Below are 21,466 nucleotides of genomic sequence, written 5' to 3' on the forward strand. Positions count from 1 at the left end.
CACGGAAAGGGGAAAGAGGATGGAGAAAGGGAAAATTTCATCGCTTCAGATGGCCATGATGCTATACCCTACCATTATCGCTACCGCTATTCTTTCGGCTCCAAGTATTACAGCGAAATATGCGAAACAAGATTTATGGCTGTCGCCTGTTTTAGCTTCCCTTATCGGATTTGTGACTGTTTTTATTGCTGTTCGATTGCATAAGCTGTATCCGGGCCAAACAATCATTCAAATCAGTGAGCAGGTCATTGGCTGGCTGCCGGGGAAAGCGATCAGTTTTTTTATCGTATTTTTTTATATCCAGATTACTGGGGAAATTGTTAGAGATTATGCTGAATTCATTGTCAGTTTTTTTCTATTTCAAACTCCGATTACCGTAATCATTGCATCGATGACATTCCTCTGTGCATTGGCCGTATACGGGGGGGTGGAAGTAGTAGGAAGAGCTGCTCAACTGTTTTTTCCGCTTTTTGTTATGCCACTCCTTTTGTTTGTCCCCCTATTAAGTCCAAATTTTGAACTTGGAAATGTGCTCCCGATCTTAGAGGAAGGTATGATGCCTCCTGTTAAGGGGGCGATTGTGACGGGTGGATGGTTCACGGAGTTTTTTCTGATCACGTTTCTTCTCCCTTTTTTAGCAGATCAGAAGAAGGGGATGAAACACGGAATGATGACAGTTTTAGCTGTTACGGTTACGTTAGTCATTGTAGATCTTGTTATGCTTTTTACACTTGGTGCAACGATTTCCTCTAAAGAGTATCCACTTATGACTGCAGGCGAATACATTAGCTATGCTGACTTTTTCGAAAACTTAGGGTCTGTGATCATGGCCGTGTGGATCGTCGGGGCCTTTGTCAAAATATCTGTCTTCTATTATGCCGCTGTTTTAGGTACGGCTCAGTTGTTGAATCTTGCGGATTATCAGCCAATTGTCTGGCCCATAGGAATTTTTCTCGTACAATTTAGTTTTTGGTCATTACCTAACACGATGGAGATCAGTCATTATAACATTGCCGCCTTTCCTTTCTACGCACTCCTCATTCAAACGGTGATTCCTTTGCTTTTATTAATGGTCGCTGTAGTCAAGAAAAGAAAGCAGGCAGGCTCTAAAGCGGGTTAACTTGGAGTATTTCATTTGAACATAATCTATAGAAAAGCAACTGTTGCGATTCTATTTGGAGAAGTATGTACAGAAAGGAGGAAGAGGATGGAAAAGGGCAAAATTTCAGCGCTGCAGATGGCGATGCTGCTGTACCCTGCAGTTGTCGCTACGGCGATTCTTTCGGTTCCAAGCATTACAGCGGCCTACGCGAAACAAGATTTATGGCTGTCGCCTATTTTAGCATCCATTGGCGGATTTATGCCGGTTTTTATGGCTTTTCTATTATATAAAATTTATCCAGGTCAAACGATCATTCAAATGAGTGAACAGATCATTGGACGGTTGTTTGGAAAAGTCTTCATTTTTTTTATTTTATTTTTTTATATCCAGATTACTGGGCAGATTCTCAGAGTGTATGCAGAGTTTATCGTTGGCTCTTTTTTGCTCAAAACACCGATTAGTGTCATGATCGCATCGATGACATTTCTTTGTGCATTGACTGTATACGGGGGATTGGAAGTAGTAGGAAGAGCAGGACAGCTGTTTTTTCCACTTTTTGTGATTCCGTTTCTCTTGTTTATTCCAATAGTAAGTCCAAATTTTGAACTTGGAAATATACTTCCGGTATTAGAGAGAGGGATCGTTCCCTCAATGAAAGGGGCAGTTGTGTTGAGCGGCTGGTTCGCGGAATTTTTTCTAATCAGTTTTCTTTTTCCTTTTTTGAAGGATCAGGATAAAGGAATGAAATATGGAATGATAACGGTGTCAGCTGTCATGGTGACGTTAGTCATTGTCAATCTTGTTGTCCTTTTGACGCTTGGCGCAGCGACAGCCTCTAAGGCATACCCAGTGCTGAATGTAGCACGATATATCGGCTACGGAGACTTTTTCGAAAATGTAGAGTCTGTCATCATGGCTGTGTGGATCATTGGGGCCTTTGTCAAAATCTCCGTCTTTTATTATGCTGCTGCTTTAGGAACTGCCCAGTGGCTGAATCTTGCGGATTACCGGCCGATTGTCTGGCCATTAGGAGTTTTGATCGTACAGTTTAGCTTTTGGTCACTCCCTAACATGATGGAAATTAACCATTATAATGTCGCGACCTTCCCTTTTTATTCGCTGTTCATTCAAATGGTGCTCCCCCTGCTTTTATTAGTGATTGCTATTATACGAAAAAGAAAGCAGGCGGCCTCTCAAACGAGTTGATTTAGCATTTGCTGAAACATCGTCTATAGAAAAGTACAGCTGTGATAAACGACGTGAGTACACTTTTCGGTGTATGTACAGAAAGGAGGAAGAGGATGGAAAAGGGCAAAATTTCAGCGCTGCAGATGGCGATGCTGCTGTACCCTGCGGTTGTCGCTACGGCGATTCTTTCGGTTCCAAGCATTACGGCGGCCTACGCGAAACAAGACTTATGGCTGTCGCCTATTTTAGCGGCTCTTCCCGGATTTGTGTCAGTTTACATAGCTGTTGGATTATCCAAACTATATCCGAATCAAACGGTCATTCAGTTTACCGGACAGATTATTGGCCAGATTCCAGCAAAGGTTCTCGGCTTTTTTATTTTAGCGTATTACCTCCAAAGCACGGGAGAAATTACGCGCGCATACGGTGAGTTTATCGTAAACTCATTTTTGTTCGAAACTCCACTTATTGTCATTATTGCATCAATGGTATTTCTTTGCGCATTCGTCGTCTATGGAGGAATAGAGGTGCTCGGAAGAATAGCCCAATTGTTTTTTCCTGTCTTTGTTATTCCGCTTATCGTGATGGTCTTCTTATTAAGTCCTTATTTTGAGTTTGGAAATATATTTCCTATATTAGAAGGAGGAGTAGTGCCTCCGATCAAAGGTGCGATGATGCCAAGCTCCTGGCTGACAGAAGTGTTTCTGATCATTTTTTTTCTTCCATTTTTAGCAGATCGGGAAAAGGGAATGAAATACAGCATGATTACGACGTTTGGCGTGATGATCACATTAGTCGTAGTGAATCTTACGGTTCTTTTTGTACTCGGTATAACAACAGCCTCTAAGACGTATCCTTTGATGAATGCAAGCCGATACATCAGCTACGCTGATTTTTTCGAAAATTTGGATGCCGTTGTCATGGCTGTTTGGATTGTGGGTGCTTTTGTCAAAATTTCAGTGTTTTATTATGTGGTTGTTTTAGGTACTGCGCAGTGGCTGAACCTTGCGGATTACCGGCCGATTGTCTGGCCGATAGGCATTCTCATTGTCCAACTGAGCTTTTGGTCCGTACCTAATATGATGGCATTTAGCCGTTATGAAGACACTGTTCTTCCATTTTACGCAAATTTTTATCAGGTTGTTCTTCCACTATTGTTACTAGTCGTCGGCGTTGTCAAGAAAAAAAAAGCAAGCAGGTTCTAACACGAGCTGATTTGATGTTTATTCATTTACAGATGAAGGCGTGTTGTAAGCTGGTTTGATCAAATAACGGACAAGCAATGATCGCGATTTTATTATTTGATATGTTCACGGAAAAGAGGGGACGAACATTCATATGCACTACAAACTATTTAAGCTGTGCAAGTTTTGAGGTAAATAGAGGAATGGAAAAAAGGAGAAACGGCAATTCGTGAAATTACTCATTTCTCCTTATTTGTATCTTCCCATGGTTCAAATGAAAATGGAATGCCAACCATTTGGGCAGTCAACTCGTCGTACGATACTAAATCTTTTCTTGACAACTCTTTTAAAGAGTGTTTTCCCATAGCTCTTAAAGCCATTTTCATTTCTTCCGTGCTGGCCGTTAAGAATTTTTCCGCCGTTTTTACTCCTTCTTCCGTCTTAAATTGATCTTTGAATTTACCGTCATTCCAAACCACTTGTGTCGGCGGTTCAAAGGGGAGCGCATTAATGGATTGCCCATGTGAGACAGCGAATAATATAGCAGAGCCTAAATACACAGCATCCGCACCGAGTGCCAATGCTTTTAAAAAATGACCGGGTACTAACATGCCTCCAGCGATAATAAGGCTGATTTGATCTTTCATCTTTCTTTTTTCCAAATGATTGCTTGCCCGGACAACGGCATGTAATGTCGGAATTCCGAAGTCATCAGCTAAAATAGGAGGGGCACCATGTGTAGCTCCTTGTCCGCCATCAATGGCAATATAATCGACGCCCATCTCAAGTAAATGATCAATGTCTTCTTCAATTTTACCGCCTGCTCCTATTTTGGCACCGATCGGCACGCCGCCTGTCAGTTTGCGAAGTTTGTCCACCAGCTCTTTCAAATCATTTAACGTTTGGTTTTCGAAAAAGTGTTCATGGATCACCGCCGTTTCGCCTTCTTTGAGCCCCATAATATCACGGGCACGTCCTGTTAAGTTGTCAGGTGAAATTCTGGCGCCCATTCCAAGAAGCGCTCCTTGTCCGAGCTTTATTTCAATCATATCGGCACGTTTAATCAGTTCATCTTCCTTCGCCCATTCGGTTTTGGAAAATTGTAAAATATACTTTCCAGCTGTGTTTATTTCTTCAGGCATCACGCCGCCCTCACCAGAATTCAGGGCTGTTCCTGCATTTTTAGCCGCTTCTGCCAAAGAGAGTCTAGCTTGTTCACTAAATGCGATGCCATAAGCCATTCCGCTGATCATGAGCGGAATTTGAATGTTCATTGGCTTTTTTGCTTTCGGTCCAATGGTAACACTTACATCCACTTCTTCATCGCCGCTGACTGCAAACGGGGACGTCTGTGCAGGGATAAAGGTAATCGGATCGAAGTGAGGCCATTTTTTTGAAGAACCAAGCGGGCGGTGAAGGACATCTCCCGTTTCTGCACGTAAGCTATTTTCAATCACATTTTGAACACCCATATGCCGAAGGCCTGGCATCAGTTCCATCAGATTTTCTTGATAACTGTCGGTTAAAATAATTTTAGCTGTTTTTCTCACAACTATTTTCATGATCCACCGCCAGCCAATCAGCATAAATAGAAAGACAATAAATAAGATAACGATCATTCCAAAAGTCAAATAGAACAAAATGTTAGGCATATTTTTTTACTCCGCTATTGATATAAATTTACAACCTTCCGTTGTTGTTTCTCAATGGTCGGAAAATTCGTTGGAAGGTTGTAATTTATTACCAGGATTCCCTGTTTTCTTTTCATTTATTCATGAAGAAATGGAGAGTTGGATAATGGAGTAATCTGGAATAGGTTGAAGGCAGCGTTTAATAATAATCTTCCCGCGGGCCTTTATAATCTTGAATCGTATTTCCACCATCAACAACGAAGAGCTGCCCTGTAATATAAGATGCTTGTTCAGAGGCTAAAAATGCAATTAAATGGCCCACTTCCTCGGGCCGGCCATTTCTGCCCATCGGTGTATTCTCGCCGGCCGCTCTTTCGTGATCAGTTTGTGCTCCAGTAGCAATCCAACCTGGAGCTACATTGTTTACCGTAATGTTGTGTTTAGCGACTTCAATGGCAATGCCTTTGCTCATGCCGACCATAGCCGCTTTTGCTGCGCTGTATCCGGATTCCCCAGGGTTGCTGACGAGCGGTCCGGCTACAGAAGAAACATTTACAATTCTGCCGTATTCATTCGTAATCATTTGCGGAAGAACCGCCCGTGTTACGTGAAAGCAGGTAGATAGATTTCGTGAAATAGAAAGATTCCATTCTTCTGCATCTAATTCGACAAAAGGAATAAATTTTTCTGGTGAACCGACTTGTCCCATACCAGCATTGTTAATAAGAATATCGATTTTGCCATAGTCACGTACAATTTTTTGTACGAGCTGTCCCGCTTGCTCAAAATCCATTAGATCGGCTGTATAGCCTTTTGCATCAATACCGAGCTCTTTTAATTCTTTCTCCCGCTCATAAATCCGCTCAGTCGTTGACGTAACCGCTACTTTCCCGCCGAGCTGTCCAATGATTTTTGCGGAAGCAAAGCCAATACCCGCCTCACTTCCTGCCCCAGTGACAAGGCATACTTTACCGTTAAATTGAGGATGTATATTCATCAATAATGACTCCTTTTTGAAAAATTGGAATTTACTGAACTTTTTTGTAGTATAGCATATAAAAAGTGTTGTATGAAAAAAATTGATGGATGCAAGAGGAATATCTTTGATCCTAATAAAGTACTAAAACACTAGGTATCTATTCAAATATACTGAAAATAGCCTATTTTGGGAATATTTCCTTTGCTGTAAGATTATTAACAACAAGCATCATTGCATAGACAAGAAACGATGAATGGAAAATAAGAAGTGAGGGGGATTTAGATGAACAAGTGGAAAAAAGCAGTTTTATCGGGAACGCTGGCAGCGGGAATGGTGATGATGCCGCTGGCGATTTATCAAACGCCTATTAAAGGACAAGCGGCCACACAGGCATTTGACAATAAAATCGTTAAAAAAATAGATGCCGAAAAAATATATGGGCATGTATTCGAATTATCGGTCGGTATCGGTGAGCGGGCAGCGGGAACTGATGCAGAAAAAAGAGCAGCCGATTATATTGCCGATCAGTACCGCTCTTATGGCCTGGATGTAGACATTCAGCCATTCAAATTCCAAACCTATAAGGAAGCAGAAGATGTGTCTCTTGAAATCAATGAAATAACGGGGAAGAAATTTGAGCCGCATGTATTTGGATACTCTCCTAATACTCCAGATGAAGGTGTAACGAGTGAAGTTGTCTACGCAGGACTTGGAACAGCGTCTGATTTTGCCGGAAAAGATGTAACAGGAAAAATTGTATTAATACAACGAGGAGAGCTTACTTTTGCAGATAAAGCAGCTAATGCCGCAGCTGCTGGAGCAAAAGCTGTGCTCATTTACAATAATACAGCCGGCACGCTTAAAAGCAGCATTCCTTCATCCGGAAATTATGTCCCTACACTCGGTTTGACACAAGAGGAAGGGGTAGCATTAAAGACTCTTCTCGATGAGGGACAAGCTGTTACAGCCACGGTGAAAGTCATTGGAGCAGGCATCGTTACGAAAACTTCTCATAATGTGATTGCAACGAAAAAAGCCCACACAAATCATGATACCGGCCAGATTTTGTACGTTGGGTCGCATCATGATTCTGTGCCGGGATCACCTGGTGCCAGTGATAATGCATCTGGTGTAGGAGTGAACCTTGAGATTGCCCGTATATTAAGCAGCCAACAAACAGATACGGAAATTCGCTTTATTACATTTGGTGCAGAAGAACTTGGTTTGCTCGGTTCTTATCATTACGTGTCTACTTTAACCGCAGAAGAGGCTGCCCGTTCTGTCGGCATGTTTAACTTTGATATGGTCGGCAGCAAAAACGCCGGTGACATGATTATGTTCACAGTCGATGGGAAGCGAAATGTGGTCACCAATACTGGTGCTTCAGCGGGCATGCGTGTATTTAAGCCGCTTACTTATGGAAAAGTCGGCCGAAGTGATCACCAGCCGTTTCATGAGAGAGGAATCCAAGCTGCCGCCTTTAGCTATGCTCCTCTAGAACCGGAATATCATCAGCCAACTGATACCATCGATAAAATCAGCAAAGAAAAAATGGAAAACATGGCAAAAGTAGTGAGCGCAGGCGTTTACCAAATCGCCCGCAAGGATACACCGGCACTCGAATGGGCAAAACCAGCTCCAAAACCGGTAGAGCCGCCATTCGAGAATCGTCCGCTATAAAGTATAAAAAGAGCAGTCAAAATTGGCTGTTCTTTTTTATAGTTTTATTATGAAATAGAGATCGTTACATCTTATAACAGAACTCATTTCACTATGTGCGAAATTCAAAAATAAAAACCCTCTAATAAGCAGCCAAATAATAGATTTACAAGATAGAAAACGCCATTTTTTATCAGTAATACGGATCAATTTGGCTGGTCTGCAAGATTGAGTGAATTTTTGAAAAAGAAAAAACTAAAATGGGGAAGCCTTCTGTCTCACTGAGGGATTATCTTCGTTTTCTTCCTCCATGTAGCTGGAATTTTGATCCCTAAGCTGCTTTGCGATACAATTGGAATAAGTATTCATGACCTGCTATGCAGGTTGGCTAAGGGGTTGTGGGAACAGCTGACTGCAGATGGTGTAACAAGGGCAGTCATTGATCGCTTCACCGGCTTGCTGCTCGTCAATGAAATCCATAGCTGTGATGAAGAGCCGCTGCTTTTTGGAGAGGGATAACTAATAGATAAAAAGGGGATAGGGAAGTTGGAGATAAGAAAACCGATTACCGTTGCCGAGGCTGTACGAAAAGTGATGACGGCCGCCGGAAGCGGAAAGAAAGAAACGATACATATTGATCAAGCATACGGCCGCCGGCTCGCTCAAGATATTATCGCAAGTCATCCGGTCCCGCCATTTGACCGTTCTCCGTATGATGGTTTTGCTATTCGCGCTAAAGATTCCAAGGCGGCATCAAAGGACCATCCAGTGACGTTTCGGGTCGTTGGTGAAATCGGAGCCGGGTCTGTGTTTACAGGCGAATTGCAAGAACGGGAAGCAGTCAGAATTATGACAGGCGCACAAGTTCCTGAAGATTGTGATGCAGTCGTTATGTTTGAACTGACAACGGAGCATACCGAGGGAACAGACAAGTATATGACGATTAAACGGCCGTTTTCATCTGGCGACAATATTTCTTTTGCCGGGGAAGATACAGAAGAAGGAAAAGTGCTCGTTCAAAAAGGTGAATATATTAACCCAGGTGTCATGGCGCTATTGGCGACATTCGGTTACCACATGGTGGAAGTGGCAGAAAAGCCGGTCATCGGTGTATTCGCAACCGGATCAGAGCTGCTGGATGTGAACGAACCGCTGCAGCCAGGGAAAATCCGCAACAGCAATGCCCATATGATTTTAGCTCAAATTGAACGGGCCGGGGCCGAGCCGCTTTATCTCGGCAAGCTGCCCGATCAGCTGGATCTTTGCCTTTCAGCTGTTGGAGAAGCGCTGCAAAAAGTTGATATGCTTATTACTACCGGCGGTGTTTCCGTTGGCGACTATGATTTACTGCCGGATGTGTATAAGGAAATTGGAGCAGAGGTCCTATTTAATAAAGTAGCTATGCGGCCGGGCAGTGTCACGACGGTTGCTAAGACGGGTGAGAAAATTTTATTCGGTTTGTCAGGAAACCCATCCGCCTGCTATGTTGGCTTTGAACTATTTGTCCGTCCAGTGATTTCCCACCGTTCGTTCTCCGAGAAGCCTCACCTAAAAAAGGTGAAGGCGGAACTGGCACAAGACTTTTTGAAACCTAACCCGTTTACTCGTTTCGTCAGAAGTTCTATCGATCTGACAGACGGTGTGCTGCGGGTAGATCCGAGCGGCTTTAATAAATCCAACGCAGTAGCTGTACTCGCCTATACAGACGTATTGATGGTGCTGCCGGGTGGAACGAGGGGATTTAAAACAGAAGACATAGTCGATGTGCTGCTGCTGGATTCACATGAAGGAAGTGAGTGGCCGTGGGAGTGAGTAAGCCGGTTCTGCAAGTGGTGGGCTATCAAAACAGCGGAAAAACAACGCTGATGACGAAGCTCATTCAAGCAGCGAAGTGCCGAAATTGGACAACCGCCTCTTTAAAACACCATGGTCATGGAGGGAGGCCGACACTTGCTGAAGATCAAAAGGACAGCGGGCAACACCGGCAGGCCGGCGCACTTGCTGCCGGTGTGGAAGGCGGCGGGACGCTGCAAATCACCGCTGAAAAAGCAGAATGGACACTCGAAGACATTCTTGCGCTGTACCGCTGTCTTCCTGTTGATTTGCTGTTAATTGAAGGGTACAAACAAGCGGAATATCCAAAAATCGTGTTAATTAAAGAGAAGAAAGATCTTCCATTGCTCGATCAGCTGAAAAATATTCAAGCTGTGATCAGCTGGCAGCGGCTTGCAGGGGAGCGGCGGGATTACCCTGTTTTTCTGCTCACTGAGGAAGGAATGTATGTAGATTGGTTTATAGATTATGTTGGACAACAGCTTAAGAACACATGAAAAGTTGCTGACTCAGAGTGTGTAGACACAGTGTATGTTAGCTATACTCAGGCGGAATGATGAGCACGATAGACAGGTAAACAAGGGAAAAAGCGAGCGTTGGTCGACAGCCTGAATCCTTCTTCTCACGATAAGGGAATAATCCTCTATATGGAGAACACTATCTTTTTCTTATGGTAAGAATGAGATAGTGTTTTTGATTTGGAAAAACGGCAGAAACGCATAAAGGGAAAACGAATGATGATGAATTAAAGGACTGAAAAACAGCAAATTGTTCAAATATTTGATACACTAAGGTAAATGATTTCAAGTGATCTTGGGGCACTTGCTTTTCAAAACACGAATGGAACAGATACCTCTAGAAAAGGGAAAAACGATCATGTTGGAAATTCCGTTTAAACGATAAGTTTTGCCGTCAGAAAGGGAGGTCAAAATGCAGGGACGTTATTCAAGGCAAGAACTGTTTTCTCCTATTGGTGCAGAAGGTCAGAAAAAATTACAGAATAAGCATGTGCTTCTCATCGGTGCGGGAGCGCTCGGCACGGGGAATGCAGAGGCGCTTGTAAGGGCGGGAGTCGGCCGAATGACGATTGTTGACCGTGATTACGTGGAGGAAAGTAATTTGCAGCGGCAGCAGCTATACAGTGAGGAAGATGCGAAACTTGCTATTCCAAAAGCGGTTGCTGCGAAACAAAGACTGGCGGCGATTAACTCAGCTGTAGCTGTCCAAGCCGAAGTGATCGATGCGTCGTACGTTGAACTGCTGGGTTTAGCAGAAGAGGCAGATTTGATCATCGATGCAACGGATAACTATGAAACAAGGCTAGTGATCAACGATGCTGCTCATCAGCTCGGTATTCCATGGATTTACGGAGCCTGTACGGGAAGCCACGGGATGGTATTCGTCATTCTTCCTGGACAGACGCCATGTCTTCGCTGTTTATGGGAGCGGGGAGCAGTCGGAAGCGGGCATACGTGCGATACAGCAGGAATTATCAGCCCGGCAGTTACTCATGTTGTTTCTTATCAAGTGACTGAAGCGATGAAAATATTAGTGGAAGACTGGCAGTCATTAAATGATAAACTGATCATGTTTGATCTTTGGAAGAATATGCACAAAGAAATTAATGTAAGCAAAGTCAAACGAAAAACCTGCCCCACATGCGGTGAATCACCGGTTTACCCATATTTGTCTCACGAGAATTTAGTGAAAACATCTGTACTGTGTGGGAGAAATACGGTACAGATCCGTCCAGCCCATGCGAGGAAAGTGAATCTTTTAGAACTAGAAGACGCTTTTTCTAAGCAAGGTTATAAGGTTACACGCAATCCATACATGGTAACGATTCACTTTTCTCCTCATCGGCTTGCCGTATTCTATGACGGACGGGTGCTGATTCATGGAACGAATGATGGGGCAGAAGCGAAAAAATATTACGCGAAGCTGTTCGGTTAGCGGACAGGCTCATTTCGGTGAAAATCGCCGCTTTTGCCGCCGTGTTTTTCGATTAAATAGGTCGGACCGATCACCATGCCTTTATCGATGGCTTTACACATGTCGTATACCGTTAAAGCGCAGGCAGAAGCTGCCGTAAGAGCCTCCATTTCCACACCTGTGCTGCCTTTTGTTTTCACAGAAACGGTGATGGATAACCGATAGCCGGACTCTTCAATTGACCAGTCAAACGTAATGTCGACACCGCTGATTGGAATGGGATGGCACATAGGAATGAGCATCGCCGTCTGTTTGGCTGCCATAATACCGGCGACTTGGGCGACCGCGAGAACGTCTCCTTTTTTAATGGTATGATTGGTGATTTGCTCGTAAATTTGTTCATTCACAAGGATGCTTGTTTGAGCAACAGCTAAGCGGTTAGATGGCTGTTTTTCAGTAATATCGACCATTTTTGCTCTTCCTTGTTCATTAAAATGAGTAAACTCAGACATAGGAACCCTCTTTTCAACAGTTATTTTCTTTTTCATTGTAACATGGACAAGACGCTAATAGTTTATGAATAGACAGGGAGTGAAGATGAAGTGGAACGAATGTTCGTTGTGACCGATCAGCCGATTTCGATTGAAGAAGTAACGAAGAAAGTTACTCGGCCTGAAGCGGGAGCTATTTCTAATTTTATTGGCACAGTCAGAGAATATACGCACGGCCGCCGAACGCTGTCGTTAACATATGAAGCGTATCAGTCGATGGCTGAAAAGCAGCTGCAAAAGATTGGTGAGGAAATCAGTCAAAAATGGCCTGATGCAAAGACGGCTATTACGCATCGAACGGGACATCTCACTATTTCCGATATTGCGGTTGTCATTGCTGTATCGACACCGCACCGTAAAGATGCCTTTCGGGCGAGTGAATATGCGATTGAAAGAATTAAGCAAATTGTGCCGATATGGAAGAAAGAGCATTGGGAAGATGGAGAACAATGGATTGGGAATCAACTGGAAACGAAAGCTTATCCAGAAGGAAAGCCGAAAGGAGTGCAAATTCATGATTAACGTTCTTTGTTTTGCTCATTTAAAAGAACAAGTGGGAAAAGAGCAGGTGGAACTTCAGCATAATGAATTGACAGTGAGGGAATTATTAAATGAACTGAATGAAAAGTATTCGATTCATACAGATACATTAATTGTAGCTGTCAATGAAGAGTATGCTGATTTAGATGACATGATTCAATCTGGGGATACGGTCGCTCTTATTCCGCCAGTGAGCGGCGGGTAAGAAGGTTGGCTGCGGAAAACAAGAAGCAGTGGCTCGGTGTCGTACTTGCTGGAGGAGAATCGAGACGATTTGGTGAGCCGAAAGCGTTCGTACGATACGAAGGCCATTATTTTTATGAGTACTCTATCCGAGCTCTCGTTCCTTTTACAGATGAAGTCGTCATTATCAGTCATCCGTCACTTACAAATCAATTCAGCCGGCAATCAGCTGTTCAGGTTATGGAAGATGCAGCACCTTATTGCGGAAAAGGGCCGCTGGCTGGCTTGTATAGTGTGATGAAGAAGTTTAAGGCGAATTGGTACATCGTTCTTCCTTGTGATATGCCGTTAGTAAATAAAGAAGTGACAGGCCGGCTGGCAGCAGCTGCGGACCAAGCATATGATGCTGTTATCCCAAATATCGCGGGGAGGATGCAGCCGCTTGTTGGTGTTTATCATCAAAGGGTTTTTTCAATTGTAACGAAACAGCTCAGTGATGGTAATTACCGAATGCTGGATTTCTTACAGAAAATAAATGTGAAACAACTAACTGAAGTTGAATTACAATCAGCTGACAACTGGTTTGAAAATATTAATACGAAGGATGCCTACAGTCAATTATTTGCTGATGGGTCAAGTGATCCGCTATATTAACGGAAATCTGCAAAATTATGCGGCATCCAGAAAGGGGAATTGAATGAAGCAAGTAAAAGATCAATTCAACAGACCGCTGAGAGACATTCGGATTTCCTTGACGGATCAGTGTAATTTCCGCTGCTCTTATTGTATGCCGGCTGAGATTTTTGGCCCAGATTATCCGTTTTTACCGAAAGAGCACTATTTATCCTTTTCAGAGATCATTCGAGTGGTTCAGGCGGTAACAGAACTCGGCGTAGAGAAAGTCCGATTGACCGGCGGCGAGCCGCTGCTGCGGAAAGATCTGCCCGAATTGATTCATGATTTATACACGAAAACAATGATCAAAGACATTGCTCTAACGACAAATGGCGTGCTGCTTCCGAAATATGCGAAAGAGCTGAAAGATGCCGGCTTGCAGCGAGTGAATATTAGCATGGATGCACTTGATGACGACATCTTTAAGAGGATGAACGGACGCTCTGTCAGCGTGAAAACTGTGCTAAAAGGAATCGAAGCGGCGAAGTCGGCGGGCCTTGACATTAAAATAAATATGGTCGTTAAAAAAGGTGTAAATGACGAACAGATTTTGCCGATGGCCGCCTACTTTAAAAATGAAGGCATACCGCTCCGCTTTATTGAATTTATGGATGTCGGAAGTACAAATGGCTGGCAGCTTTCCTCTGTTGTGTCCAAACAAGAAATCGTTGAACGGATCGATCGTCAATTTCCTGTGAAGCCGGTTGATAAAGCATATTATGGTGAAGTAGCGGACCGATATATATACGCGGATGGCAGTGGTGAGTTCGGCGTCATTTCATCCGTGACTGAGTCATTTTGCTCAACATGTACCCGGGCAAGAGTGTCTGCTGACGGCAAGCTATACACGTGTTTGTTTGCGACGAAAGGCCACGATTTAAAGCCAGTGCTTCGTTCTTCCGCTTTAGTAGAAGAAGTGAAAGAGTACATTGCATCCATCTGGCAGCGCCGGACGGATCGTTATTCTGATGAACGGACAGAAGAAACAGCGAAAAAACGGCCAAAAATTGAAATGTCTTATATTGGTGGTTAGTTACAAGGAAGGGAATGGTGTCCATGAGTGAGAGGCAAGTGCATGCTCATAAAAAGCAGGCAGCGAGGCATGTCGCCTGCCAGGTGTTGACAGTCAGTGATACGAGAACAGAAGAAACAGATAAAAGCGGAAGGAAAATTAAAGAATGTTTAACAGCGGCCGGCCATTCCGTTGCACGTTATCACGTTGTTCCCGATGAAAAAGAAAAGATTCAGCAAATCGTTTTACAAGGAATTCAAGACCGGGACATTGATGCTGTCATTATCAACGGCGGAACGGGGATTGCCAGACGTGACGTGACGATTGAAGCAGTCACTCCTTTGTTTGATAAAGAACTGACTGGATTTGGCGAACTTTTTCGCTATCTTAGTTACACAGAAGACATCGGTTCCGCAGCGATGATGTCCCGAGCAGTGGCCGGGGTAGCTGACAAAACGGTGCTGTTCTCGCTTCCAGGTTCTACTGGAGCCGTCACGTTAGCAATGGAAAAATTAGTGCTTCGAGAAATTGGTCACATTGTTGCCGAATTACACAAGGAAAGTTAGAAGCTCTGCCACATTTTTAGATTGACTTATTAGGTCTATCGAACTATGATGGATTGTGTAGGAATATAATGGTTTGTAAGTTACATATTACATGTCTATATAAAAAATTGTATGATGGAAGCGATGAACAGTCATTCGTATGTGGGCACTTGAATGGCTTGGAGCAACTAGTGCAACCGACTCTGCTTTTTAGGGTCGGTTTTTTTATTGAACATAGGGGTAGGAGGAGCAACATGATAAGTAAAGAATCTGAGACGTCTAAATTGCCTATGCATTCGTATTCGCAAGATCGGTTAATGAAGGGAAATGAATCATTTGAAAGTGTATTGAAAGAGTTAACAGATGTCACATATGCACTAGATCAATCTTCTATTGTTGCGATCACGGATCGGCAAGGGAAGATTCTTCACGTAAATGATCAGTTTTGCAAAATTTCCAAATACGAACGGGAAGAGTTAATCGGGCAGGATCATCGGATTTTAAACTCTAATCATCATCCGAAAGGATTTTTCAAACAAATGTGGACGGCGATCGGCTCCGGGGAAATTTGGAGAGGTGAAATTAGAAATAAAGCAAAAGATGGTTCCACTTACTGGGTAGATACAACGATTGTTCCTTTTTTAAATAAAAAGGGGAAGCCCTATCAGTATGTTTCGATCCGCAATGATATTAGTTCTCGTAAACGAATGGAAGAAGAAATAAGAAGGAGCGAGGAAAAGTACCGTTTAATTACAGAGAATTCATCTGATTTGATCTCGGTCATTGACCCGGAAGGAAGTTTCCGATACGTTTCACCTTCCCATGCAGCATGGCTGGGCCATCATCTTTCTGAATTACAGTCCAGTCAATTGTTTCATTGGGTGCATGAAGAAGATCAATCCTCTTTGCGGAATGAAATCGAGCTGTTGTCCGCTAAGAGGAGAACGTCTGCCCGCGTAGAATTTCGTATCCGAACGAGTAAAAATAAATATAAAGACATGGAAACGAGAATCAATCCAGTTTGGGATGAAGAAGGCAAAGTGAAAAAACTCGTGCTCGTCATGCGGGATGTGACGGAGCGGAAAAAATCCGAACGGCTCATTTACCATTTAGCTTACCACGATACATTGACTGATCTGCCGAATCGCCGGTTATTTATGAATCGTTTACAAAAGGAAGTCGATCAGGCAAAACGTTCTTCTTCTCGGCTAGCTGTTATGTTTATCGATTTAGACCGGTTTAAGCACGTGAATGATTCATGGGGACATGAGAGCGGCGATTTTATTCTAACAGAAGCAGCCCAGCGCATTCAGCGGGCTCTTCGTTCCACTGATGTAGTGGCCCGATTAGGCGGAGACGAGTTTACGGTTTTGTTGACGGATGCAGCAAGTACAGAAGAAATTGAGCGGATTGCTCATAGAATCCAGGCGCATTTTCAAGAACCGATTGAGCTTGCTGGTCAGATATATACCCTTACTTGCAGCATCGGAATTGCGCGGTTTCCTGATCACGGAAAAGGAGCGGATGAACTATTAAATAAAGCCGATACTGCCCTTTACGCGGTGAAGGAGCGGGGACGAAATGGATATGCGGTGTTTGAGGCTAGTATGGAAGAGAAGTCGTTGGAACGTATTCTTTTAGAAAATGAGTTGAGAAAAGCGATTCATCTTGAACATTTTCATATTGACTATCAGCCGAAAATGGATATTTCCAAAGATGAGTTAATTGGAATGGAAGCGCTGGTTCGCTGGAATCATCCGGAACTAGGGAAAATCCCTCCTAATCAATTTATTCCGCTGGCTGAAGAAACAGGATTGATTCTCCCTCTTGGAGAATGGGTGCTTCGTCAAGGATGCCGTCAAAATAAAGAATGGCAAAAGAAAGGGTATCCGCCGTTAAAGGTCTCCATCAATATGTCTGTCCGGCAGCTGGCCCATCCAAATATTGTGGATAAGATCGAAGGGATTTTAAAGGAAACAGAATTGGATCCAGAGTGGCTGGAGCTGGAGGTGACGGAGAGTGTGTTCGCTGATATCGATCATGCAGCGGATACGTTACAATCGCTGAGGGAATTAGGTGTTCACATTTCGATTGATGATTTTGGAACAGGGTACAGTTCGTTCAGTTATATCAAACATTTGCCTGTTGATACATTGAAAATTGATGCTTCCTTTATTCGTGACATTCATCAAAATGAAGAGAGTCAGGCGATTGTACAAGCTGTCTTGGCATTGGCGCGGACACTTGGGATCAACGTCATTGCAGAAGGTGTTGAAAACCAAGAACAGCTGGATATTCTTAATGCGGACGGATGCGGTCAGGGACAAGGTTTTCTATTTAGTAAACCATTATCTAATAAGGACTTTGAAGAGTATTTAAAAGAATCCATTGGAGCAAAAAGAACTGAGAAGAGAAATGGCGAAATAGTGATATAAAAACATTGGGGGAAAGCGATGAATCTTTTTACAAAAAGGCCAAAGTCATGGATGGAGTATTTGGACAGTTCCGATGCACAAGAAATATCCGAAGTGGGAGCGCGGGTGAAAGAACGGCTCGCTTTTATGGGTGTCAGCCAGGAGACATTGGATGATGTCAAAGAAGCTTCTCCCATCCTTTTGTCTTATAAAGAAGAGATTGTTAATCAATTTTACGAGCACATTACGTCTGTTGATCATCTAAGGAACATCATTATGGAGCATTCTACGATTCAACGTTTAAGAATGACGATGGAACGGTATGTGGATCAGCTGCTGCAGGCAGAGGTAGATAAAGAATATGTGATGACGAGAATTATCGTCGGGAAAGTACATAGCCGTATTCACTTGACAGCCGAACATTTTATTTCCGCCCACCACTTGCTGATTCAAATGATGACAACGATACTTATGGAACAACTGCATCACCGTCCTGATAAAATGATGAAGACTGTTCTTGCTATCCAGAAATTAGCGGCTTTTGATCAGCAGCTGATTGTGGAAGTATACATGGAAGAAACGTTTAAAGCCTTTTTATTTGGTGTTTCCGATATGCTCAATGATGTGACACAGCTTAATACGACGAAACAGCTGATCACAGAAATGGATAATATGATCGAAGCAAGCCACAATGTCACAGCTGCTGCGGAAGAAGTAAGTGCGTCCATTATGGAGGTAGCTGATCATTCTATTAAAGTAGCTGAAAAAACAGATGAAGCAGTCCGTTCAGCCGAACAAAGCAAACAGGTGATCAATGAAGCGTTGGGAGATATTCAACAGGTAGGCCAAGTATATAAAGAGGTAGCGGGGCAAGTTAGTCAGCTGAATCAAGAGATTGAACAAACGCAAAGCATCGTGAAAGTCATCCGGGAAATTACCGACCAAACGAATTTGCTCGCTTTAAATGCTAGTATTGAAGCAGCCCGGGCGGGTGAACATGGAAAAGGATTTGCGGTGGTCGCTGCGGAGGTTCGGAAATTAGCTGAACATACGAAAGAACAAACGATGCGAATTACATCCAATATGGAATCATTACAAAATGTCTCCTGCCTCGTTACACGACAAATGGGAAATACCGAGAAATTAGTGGAACGAAGTGTGAAAGAAGCCCAGCATGCAGATAAGGCACTGGAAACGATCGTTTCGACGATGCAGGAAATCAACGGATCTACTTCGCAAATTGCGGCTATGACGGAAGAGCAGACTTCTGCCGTCATGGAAATTGCTCAGAAAAATTCAACCATATTGGACCTTAGTACTCTCTCCAAAGATATCGCTAAACAAACGGCTCAAGTCATTCTTGAACTGAGCAAGCAAATGGACGAATATCGTCTCACTTTCTTTACGACGAACATTAAATTGAATGCGAAAGACATTATTAAAGCAGCAAAAACCGATCATCTTCTGTGGAAGTGGAAAGTGTATAACATGCTGTTGGATTTAGAGACAATGGATTCTCAGCAAGTATCATCCTATGAATCATGCAGACTCGGACAATGGTACTATGGAGATCTCCCGCCGCGGATTAAAAATCAATCTGCTTTTCAACAATTGGAAGAACCTCATCAAGCCGTCCATTACTATGCAAAACAAGCTGTACAGAGTTATGAAATGGGGAACTTAGAGGAAGCTCAACATGCTTTTGAACAGCTTCAAAGGGCATCTGATCAAGTGATTGTCCTGTTATCGCAGCTGGAGAAGGAGCTTTAACTAAACTGTATGTGCTTTAGAGTGTGAGGAAGGAGGCGGGCCTTTGGAATGGCAAGAAACGAAGAATGAATTTTGGAAAGCAAATAGAGGGGGAATGATGCTCCCTCTTTTGTTTCTTATCCCTATTGTAATGTTTCAGGATCCGTTATTTGATGTTTTTGGAGAACAGAATTATGTTGCGCTCCATTTAATTTTTGAGATCTTCATTATCGCATCATCTTTTACAATCGCTATTCAAGCGTGGATGATCTTTCCACATATTTTATCGAATCATCGGCTATGGTTAGGAGCGCTTTTCTTCTCTGTTGGTTTATTGGAAACGTTCCATGCAGTCACTTACACAGGCATGCCCTTCTTTCTGATGGAAAGTTCACCGTATAAAGCTACTTGGTTTTATATGGTCTCCCGCTTAATGCAGGCTGGCGGCTTGCTGCTGATTGTCGTGTCGGCAGAAAAGCAGATAAACTCTCAATATCGTTGGATCGCTTACTTTCTAGCTTTTATTCACGCAGCTGTTTGGGTCACGGTTCTTTTTTACCCTGCTAAGTTACTGCCTGAGTTAGTAGTAGAAGGAGAGGGGACGACAGCGTTAAAAAATAGTCTGCAATACGCGGCGATCGCATTGCAGCTTTTTTGTGTATTGATTTTAATCAAGACGTTCAAAACAGCAAAAACCCGTAATTGTATGATGGCGATCGCTTCTATCTATTTGATCATCAGTGATTCACTGTTCACTTCTTATAAAAGTGTCAATGACTTGATTAATTGTATTGGCCATTTATTTCAGCTGACTGGCTTTTATTGTTTGCTAAGGGCGTTGTACTATACGTCTGTCGAGGAGCCTTTTCGGCTGTTAGAGGAGGCAAGAAAGCGGCTAAAAAAGTCGGAGGAGTCACTGTATTATATAGCGCATCATGATGAGCTGACAAAGCTGCCTAACATGCGTTATTTTACGGAGAAACTAGCTCGTAGTCTTAAACGAGAACCTGAAAAGTCAAAAGCGGTATTCGTGCTGGAAATTGACCGTTTTCATACGATTAGCGAATCTCTTGGTCATTCTTTTGGAGATTTGGTTCTTCAATCGGTTGCCGCTCGTTTCCGGGAAGATTCCTTTAAGGAATTATTTGTAGGAAAGATGCGGGGTGAAAAGTTTGCTGTCTTTCTCAATTTTATGGAAGGAGAAGAGGAAGCTGCCGCTATTTGCCGATATATTCACTCACGAATGAAAGAGCCTTTTCAAGTGCAGCATTTGCAATTAAACATTACACTGAATATTGGTATTTCACTTTATCCAGAACGTGGAAAGAATGAGAACGAACTTCTGAGGCAGGCACAAGTTGCGATGTGTGAAGCGAGGGGAGAAGTGAACCGGTACACGATGTACCGTTCGTCTATGGATCAACAATTTCTCGATCGGTTAGTACTGGAACACGATCTGCATAAAGCGATAGATAAAGGGGAACTGTATCTTAATTATCAGCCGCAGTTCGACTTGCGTACGGGTCGTATTCTCTCTTTAGAAGCATTAATCCGTTGGAAGCATCCTGAGAAGGGGTGGATTTCACCAGGTCAATTTATTCCGATTGCTGAGGAAACTGGTCTTATTATACCAATTGGGGAATGGGTATTGAAAACCGCCTGCAGACAGTTGAAGTGCTGGCATGATCGAGGATTTCCTCCTTTCGCTATAGCAGTTAATTTATCTGCCCGGCAATTTTTTCAGCAAAATTTAATTGATATCGTAAAGGAAAGCCTAAAGGAGACGGGATTGCCGCCCCGCTTTTTAGAATTAGAGATCACTGAAAGCATGACGATGAATGTCAGTTATGCAGCCGGGGTCCTTACTGATCTAAAGAGGATCGGGATACGGATCGCCGTGGATGATTTCGGAACGGGTTATTCTTCTTTATGCTACTTGAAAGACCTTCCAATCGACTGTTTAAAAATTGATCGTTCATTTATCCAGCAGGTGCAAACGAACAATCATGATGCGGCTTTAATTTCGATGATTATGTCTATTACAGAACATCTTCAAATTGAAGCGATTGCGGAAGGTATCGAACGTGTTGAACAGTTAAGGTTTTTGTGGAAACATCATTGTTATCACGTACAGGGATATCTTTTCAGTCCGCCGATACCACCTGAGGAACTAGAGGAAACGTTCTATGAGTTAGAAGAACGCGCGATCTCCTATTGTGAAAGGCTGACTGACGAGTGTATAACGAATAAATAAAAAAGATGAGGCCTGACTCGGCAGCTGCCGAGTCA

The 21,466-nt window shown here is 43.1% G+C and carries 19 protein-coding genes and 1 riboswitch; of the genes, 16 read left to right on the plus strand and 3 right to left on the minus strand.

The window, feature by feature from the left end:
• Positions 1-19 precede the first annotated feature (19 nt).
• From QYG89_RS14880 to QYG89_RS14890, 3 genes are all read left to right on the plus strand, one after another.
• Positions 20-1,120, plus strand: coding sequence for a GerAB/ArcD/ProY family transporter (locus tag QYG89_RS14880; RefSeq protein WP_404318680.1), 1,101 nt, complete (start codon positions 20-22; stop codon positions 1,118-1,120).
• Positions 1,121-1,207: 87 nt separating this feature from the next.
• Complete coding sequence (locus QYG89_RS14885; protein WP_404318683.1) at positions 1,208-2,308, plus strand: GerAB/ArcD/ProY family transporter; 1,101 nt, start codon at positions 1,208-1,210, stop codon at positions 2,306-2,308.
• Between the two features lie 95 nt (positions 2,309-2,403).
• Positions 2,404-3,495 (plus strand): GerAB/ArcD/ProY family transporter, encoded by a 1,092-nt coding sequence (locus QYG89_RS14890; protein WP_404318685.1) that lies wholly within the window; start codon positions 2,404-2,406, stop codon positions 3,493-3,495.
• 218 nt (positions 3,496-3,713) lie between these two features.
• On the opposite strand, the gene QYG89_RS14895 is transcribed toward QYG89_RS14890, so the two are convergent.
• Positions 3,714-5,126: an FMN-binding glutamate synthase family protein gene (locus QYG89_RS14895; RefSeq protein ID WP_404318688.1), complete on the minus strand. Its 1,413-nt coding sequence runs from the start codon at positions 5,124-5,126 to the stop codon at positions 3,714-3,716.
• A gap of 178 nt (positions 5,127-5,304) precedes the next feature.
• Positions 5,305-6,102 (minus strand): SDR family NAD(P)-dependent oxidoreductase, encoded by a 798-nt coding sequence (locus tag QYG89_RS14900; protein ID WP_404318691.1) that lies wholly within the window; start codon positions 6,100-6,102, stop codon positions 5,305-5,307.
• A gap of 264 nt (positions 6,103-6,366) precedes the next feature.
• Between QYG89_RS14900 and QYG89_RS14905 the strand changes: the two genes are divergently transcribed.
• The 5 genes from QYG89_RS14905 to QYG89_RS14925 all read left to right on the plus strand — a co-directional run bounded on the left by QYG89_RS14905 (position 6,367) and on the right by QYG89_RS14925 (position 11,529).
• Positions 6,367-7,764: a M28 family peptidase gene (locus tag QYG89_RS14905; RefSeq protein ID WP_404318694.1), complete on the plus strand. Its 1,398-nt coding sequence runs from the start codon at positions 6,367-6,369 to the stop codon at positions 7,762-7,764.
• Positions 7,765-8,139: 375 nt separating this feature from the next.
• Positions 8,140-8,262 (plus strand): hypothetical protein, encoded by a 123-nt coding sequence (locus tag QYG89_RS14910; protein WP_404318695.1) that lies wholly within the window; start codon positions 8,140-8,142, stop codon positions 8,260-8,262.
• A gap of 27 nt (positions 8,263-8,289) precedes the next feature.
• Positions 8,290-9,555 carry a molybdopterin molybdotransferase MoeA gene (locus QYG89_RS14915; RefSeq protein ID WP_404318697.1) on the plus strand — a complete coding sequence of 422 codons (1,266 nt, stop codon included), beginning with the start codon at positions 8,290-8,292 and terminating at the stop codon, positions 9,553-9,555.
• Positions 9,546-10,073 carry a molybdopterin-guanine dinucleotide biosynthesis protein B gene (mobB, locus tag QYG89_RS14920; RefSeq protein WP_404318700.1) on the plus strand — a complete coding sequence of 176 codons (528 nt, stop codon included), beginning with the start codon at positions 9,546-9,548 and terminating at the stop codon, positions 10,071-10,073. The genes QYG89_RS14915 and mobB overlap by 10 nt, the downstream gene beginning before the upstream one ends.
• A 433-nt stretch (positions 10,074-10,506) precedes the next feature.
• The gene (locus QYG89_RS14925; protein ID WP_404318703.1) at positions 10,507-11,529 is read left to right on the plus strand and encodes a ThiF family adenylyltransferase; all 1,023 of its coding nucleotides are present in this window, start codon (positions 10,507-10,509) and stop codon (positions 11,527-11,529) included.
• Here the strand turns inward: QYG89_RS14925 and moaC are convergent.
• Positions 11,526-12,020 (minus strand): cyclic pyranopterin monophosphate synthase MoaC, encoded by a 495-nt coding sequence (gene moaC / locus QYG89_RS14930; RefSeq protein ID WP_404318706.1) that lies wholly within the window; start codon positions 12,018-12,020, stop codon positions 11,526-11,528. The genes QYG89_RS14925 and moaC overlap by 4 nt on opposite strands.
• A 99-nt stretch (positions 12,021-12,119) precedes the next feature.
• Between moaC and QYG89_RS14935 the strand changes: the two genes are divergently transcribed.
• The 8 genes from QYG89_RS14935 to QYG89_RS14970 all read left to right on the plus strand — a co-directional run bounded on the left by QYG89_RS14935 (position 12,120) and on the right by QYG89_RS14970 (position 21,431).
• The gene (locus QYG89_RS14935) at positions 12,120-12,581 is read left to right on the plus strand and encodes a molybdenum cofactor biosynthesis protein MoaE (protein WP_404318730.1); all 462 of its coding nucleotides are present in this window, start codon (positions 12,120-12,122) and stop codon (positions 12,579-12,581) included.
• Positions 12,574-12,804, plus strand: coding sequence for a molybdopterin converting factor subunit 1 (moaD, locus tag QYG89_RS14940; RefSeq protein WP_404318708.1), 231 nt, complete (start codon positions 12,574-12,576; stop codon positions 12,802-12,804). The genes QYG89_RS14935 and moaD overlap by 8 nt, the downstream gene beginning before the upstream one ends.
• 5 nt (positions 12,805-12,809) lie before the next feature.
• Positions 12,810-13,436 (plus strand): molybdenum cofactor guanylyltransferase, encoded by a 627-nt coding sequence (locus QYG89_RS14945; RefSeq protein WP_404318710.1) that lies wholly within the window; start codon positions 12,810-12,812, stop codon positions 13,434-13,436.
• A 43-nt stretch (positions 13,437-13,479) separates the two neighbouring features.
• Entirely contained in the window at positions 13,480-14,490 is a 1,011-nt protein-coding gene (moaA, locus tag QYG89_RS14950) for a GTP 3',8-cyclase MoaA (RefSeq protein ID WP_404318713.1), read from the plus strand.
• Between the two features lie 23 nt (positions 14,491-14,513).
• Positions 14,514-15,035, plus strand: a complete 522-nt coding sequence (locus QYG89_RS14955) for a MogA/MoaB family molybdenum cofactor biosynthesis protein (protein ID WP_404318716.1) — start codon at positions 14,514-14,516, stop codon at positions 15,033-15,035.
• Positions 15,036-15,142: 107 nt separating this feature from the next.
• Positions 15,143-15,226, plus strand: a riboswitch (cyclic di-GMP riboswitch).
• Between the two features lie 42 nt (positions 15,227-15,268).
• Complete coding sequence (locus QYG89_RS14960; RefSeq protein ID WP_404318719.1) at positions 15,269-17,449, plus strand: sensor domain-containing protein; 2,181 nt, start codon at positions 15,269-15,271, stop codon at positions 17,447-17,449.
• An 18-nt stretch (positions 17,450-17,467) separates the two neighbouring features.
• Positions 17,468-19,198, plus strand: a complete 1,731-nt coding sequence (locus QYG89_RS14965; protein ID WP_404318721.1) for a methyl-accepting chemotaxis protein — start codon at positions 17,468-17,470, stop codon at positions 19,196-19,198.
• 43 nt (positions 19,199-19,241) lie between these two features.
• Positions 19,242-21,431 (plus strand): bifunctional diguanylate cyclase/phosphodiesterase, encoded by a 2,190-nt coding sequence (locus QYG89_RS14970; protein WP_404318724.1) that lies wholly within the window; start codon positions 19,242-19,244, stop codon positions 21,429-21,431.
• The last annotated feature ends 35 nt before the right edge of the window (positions 21,432-21,466 follow it).

The organism is Bacillus lumedeiriae (genome assembly GCF_044891285.1).
GTDB classification, from domain to species: domain Bacteria; phylum Bacillota; class Bacilli; order Bacillales; family Domibacillaceae; genus Pseudobacillus; species Pseudobacillus lumedeiriae.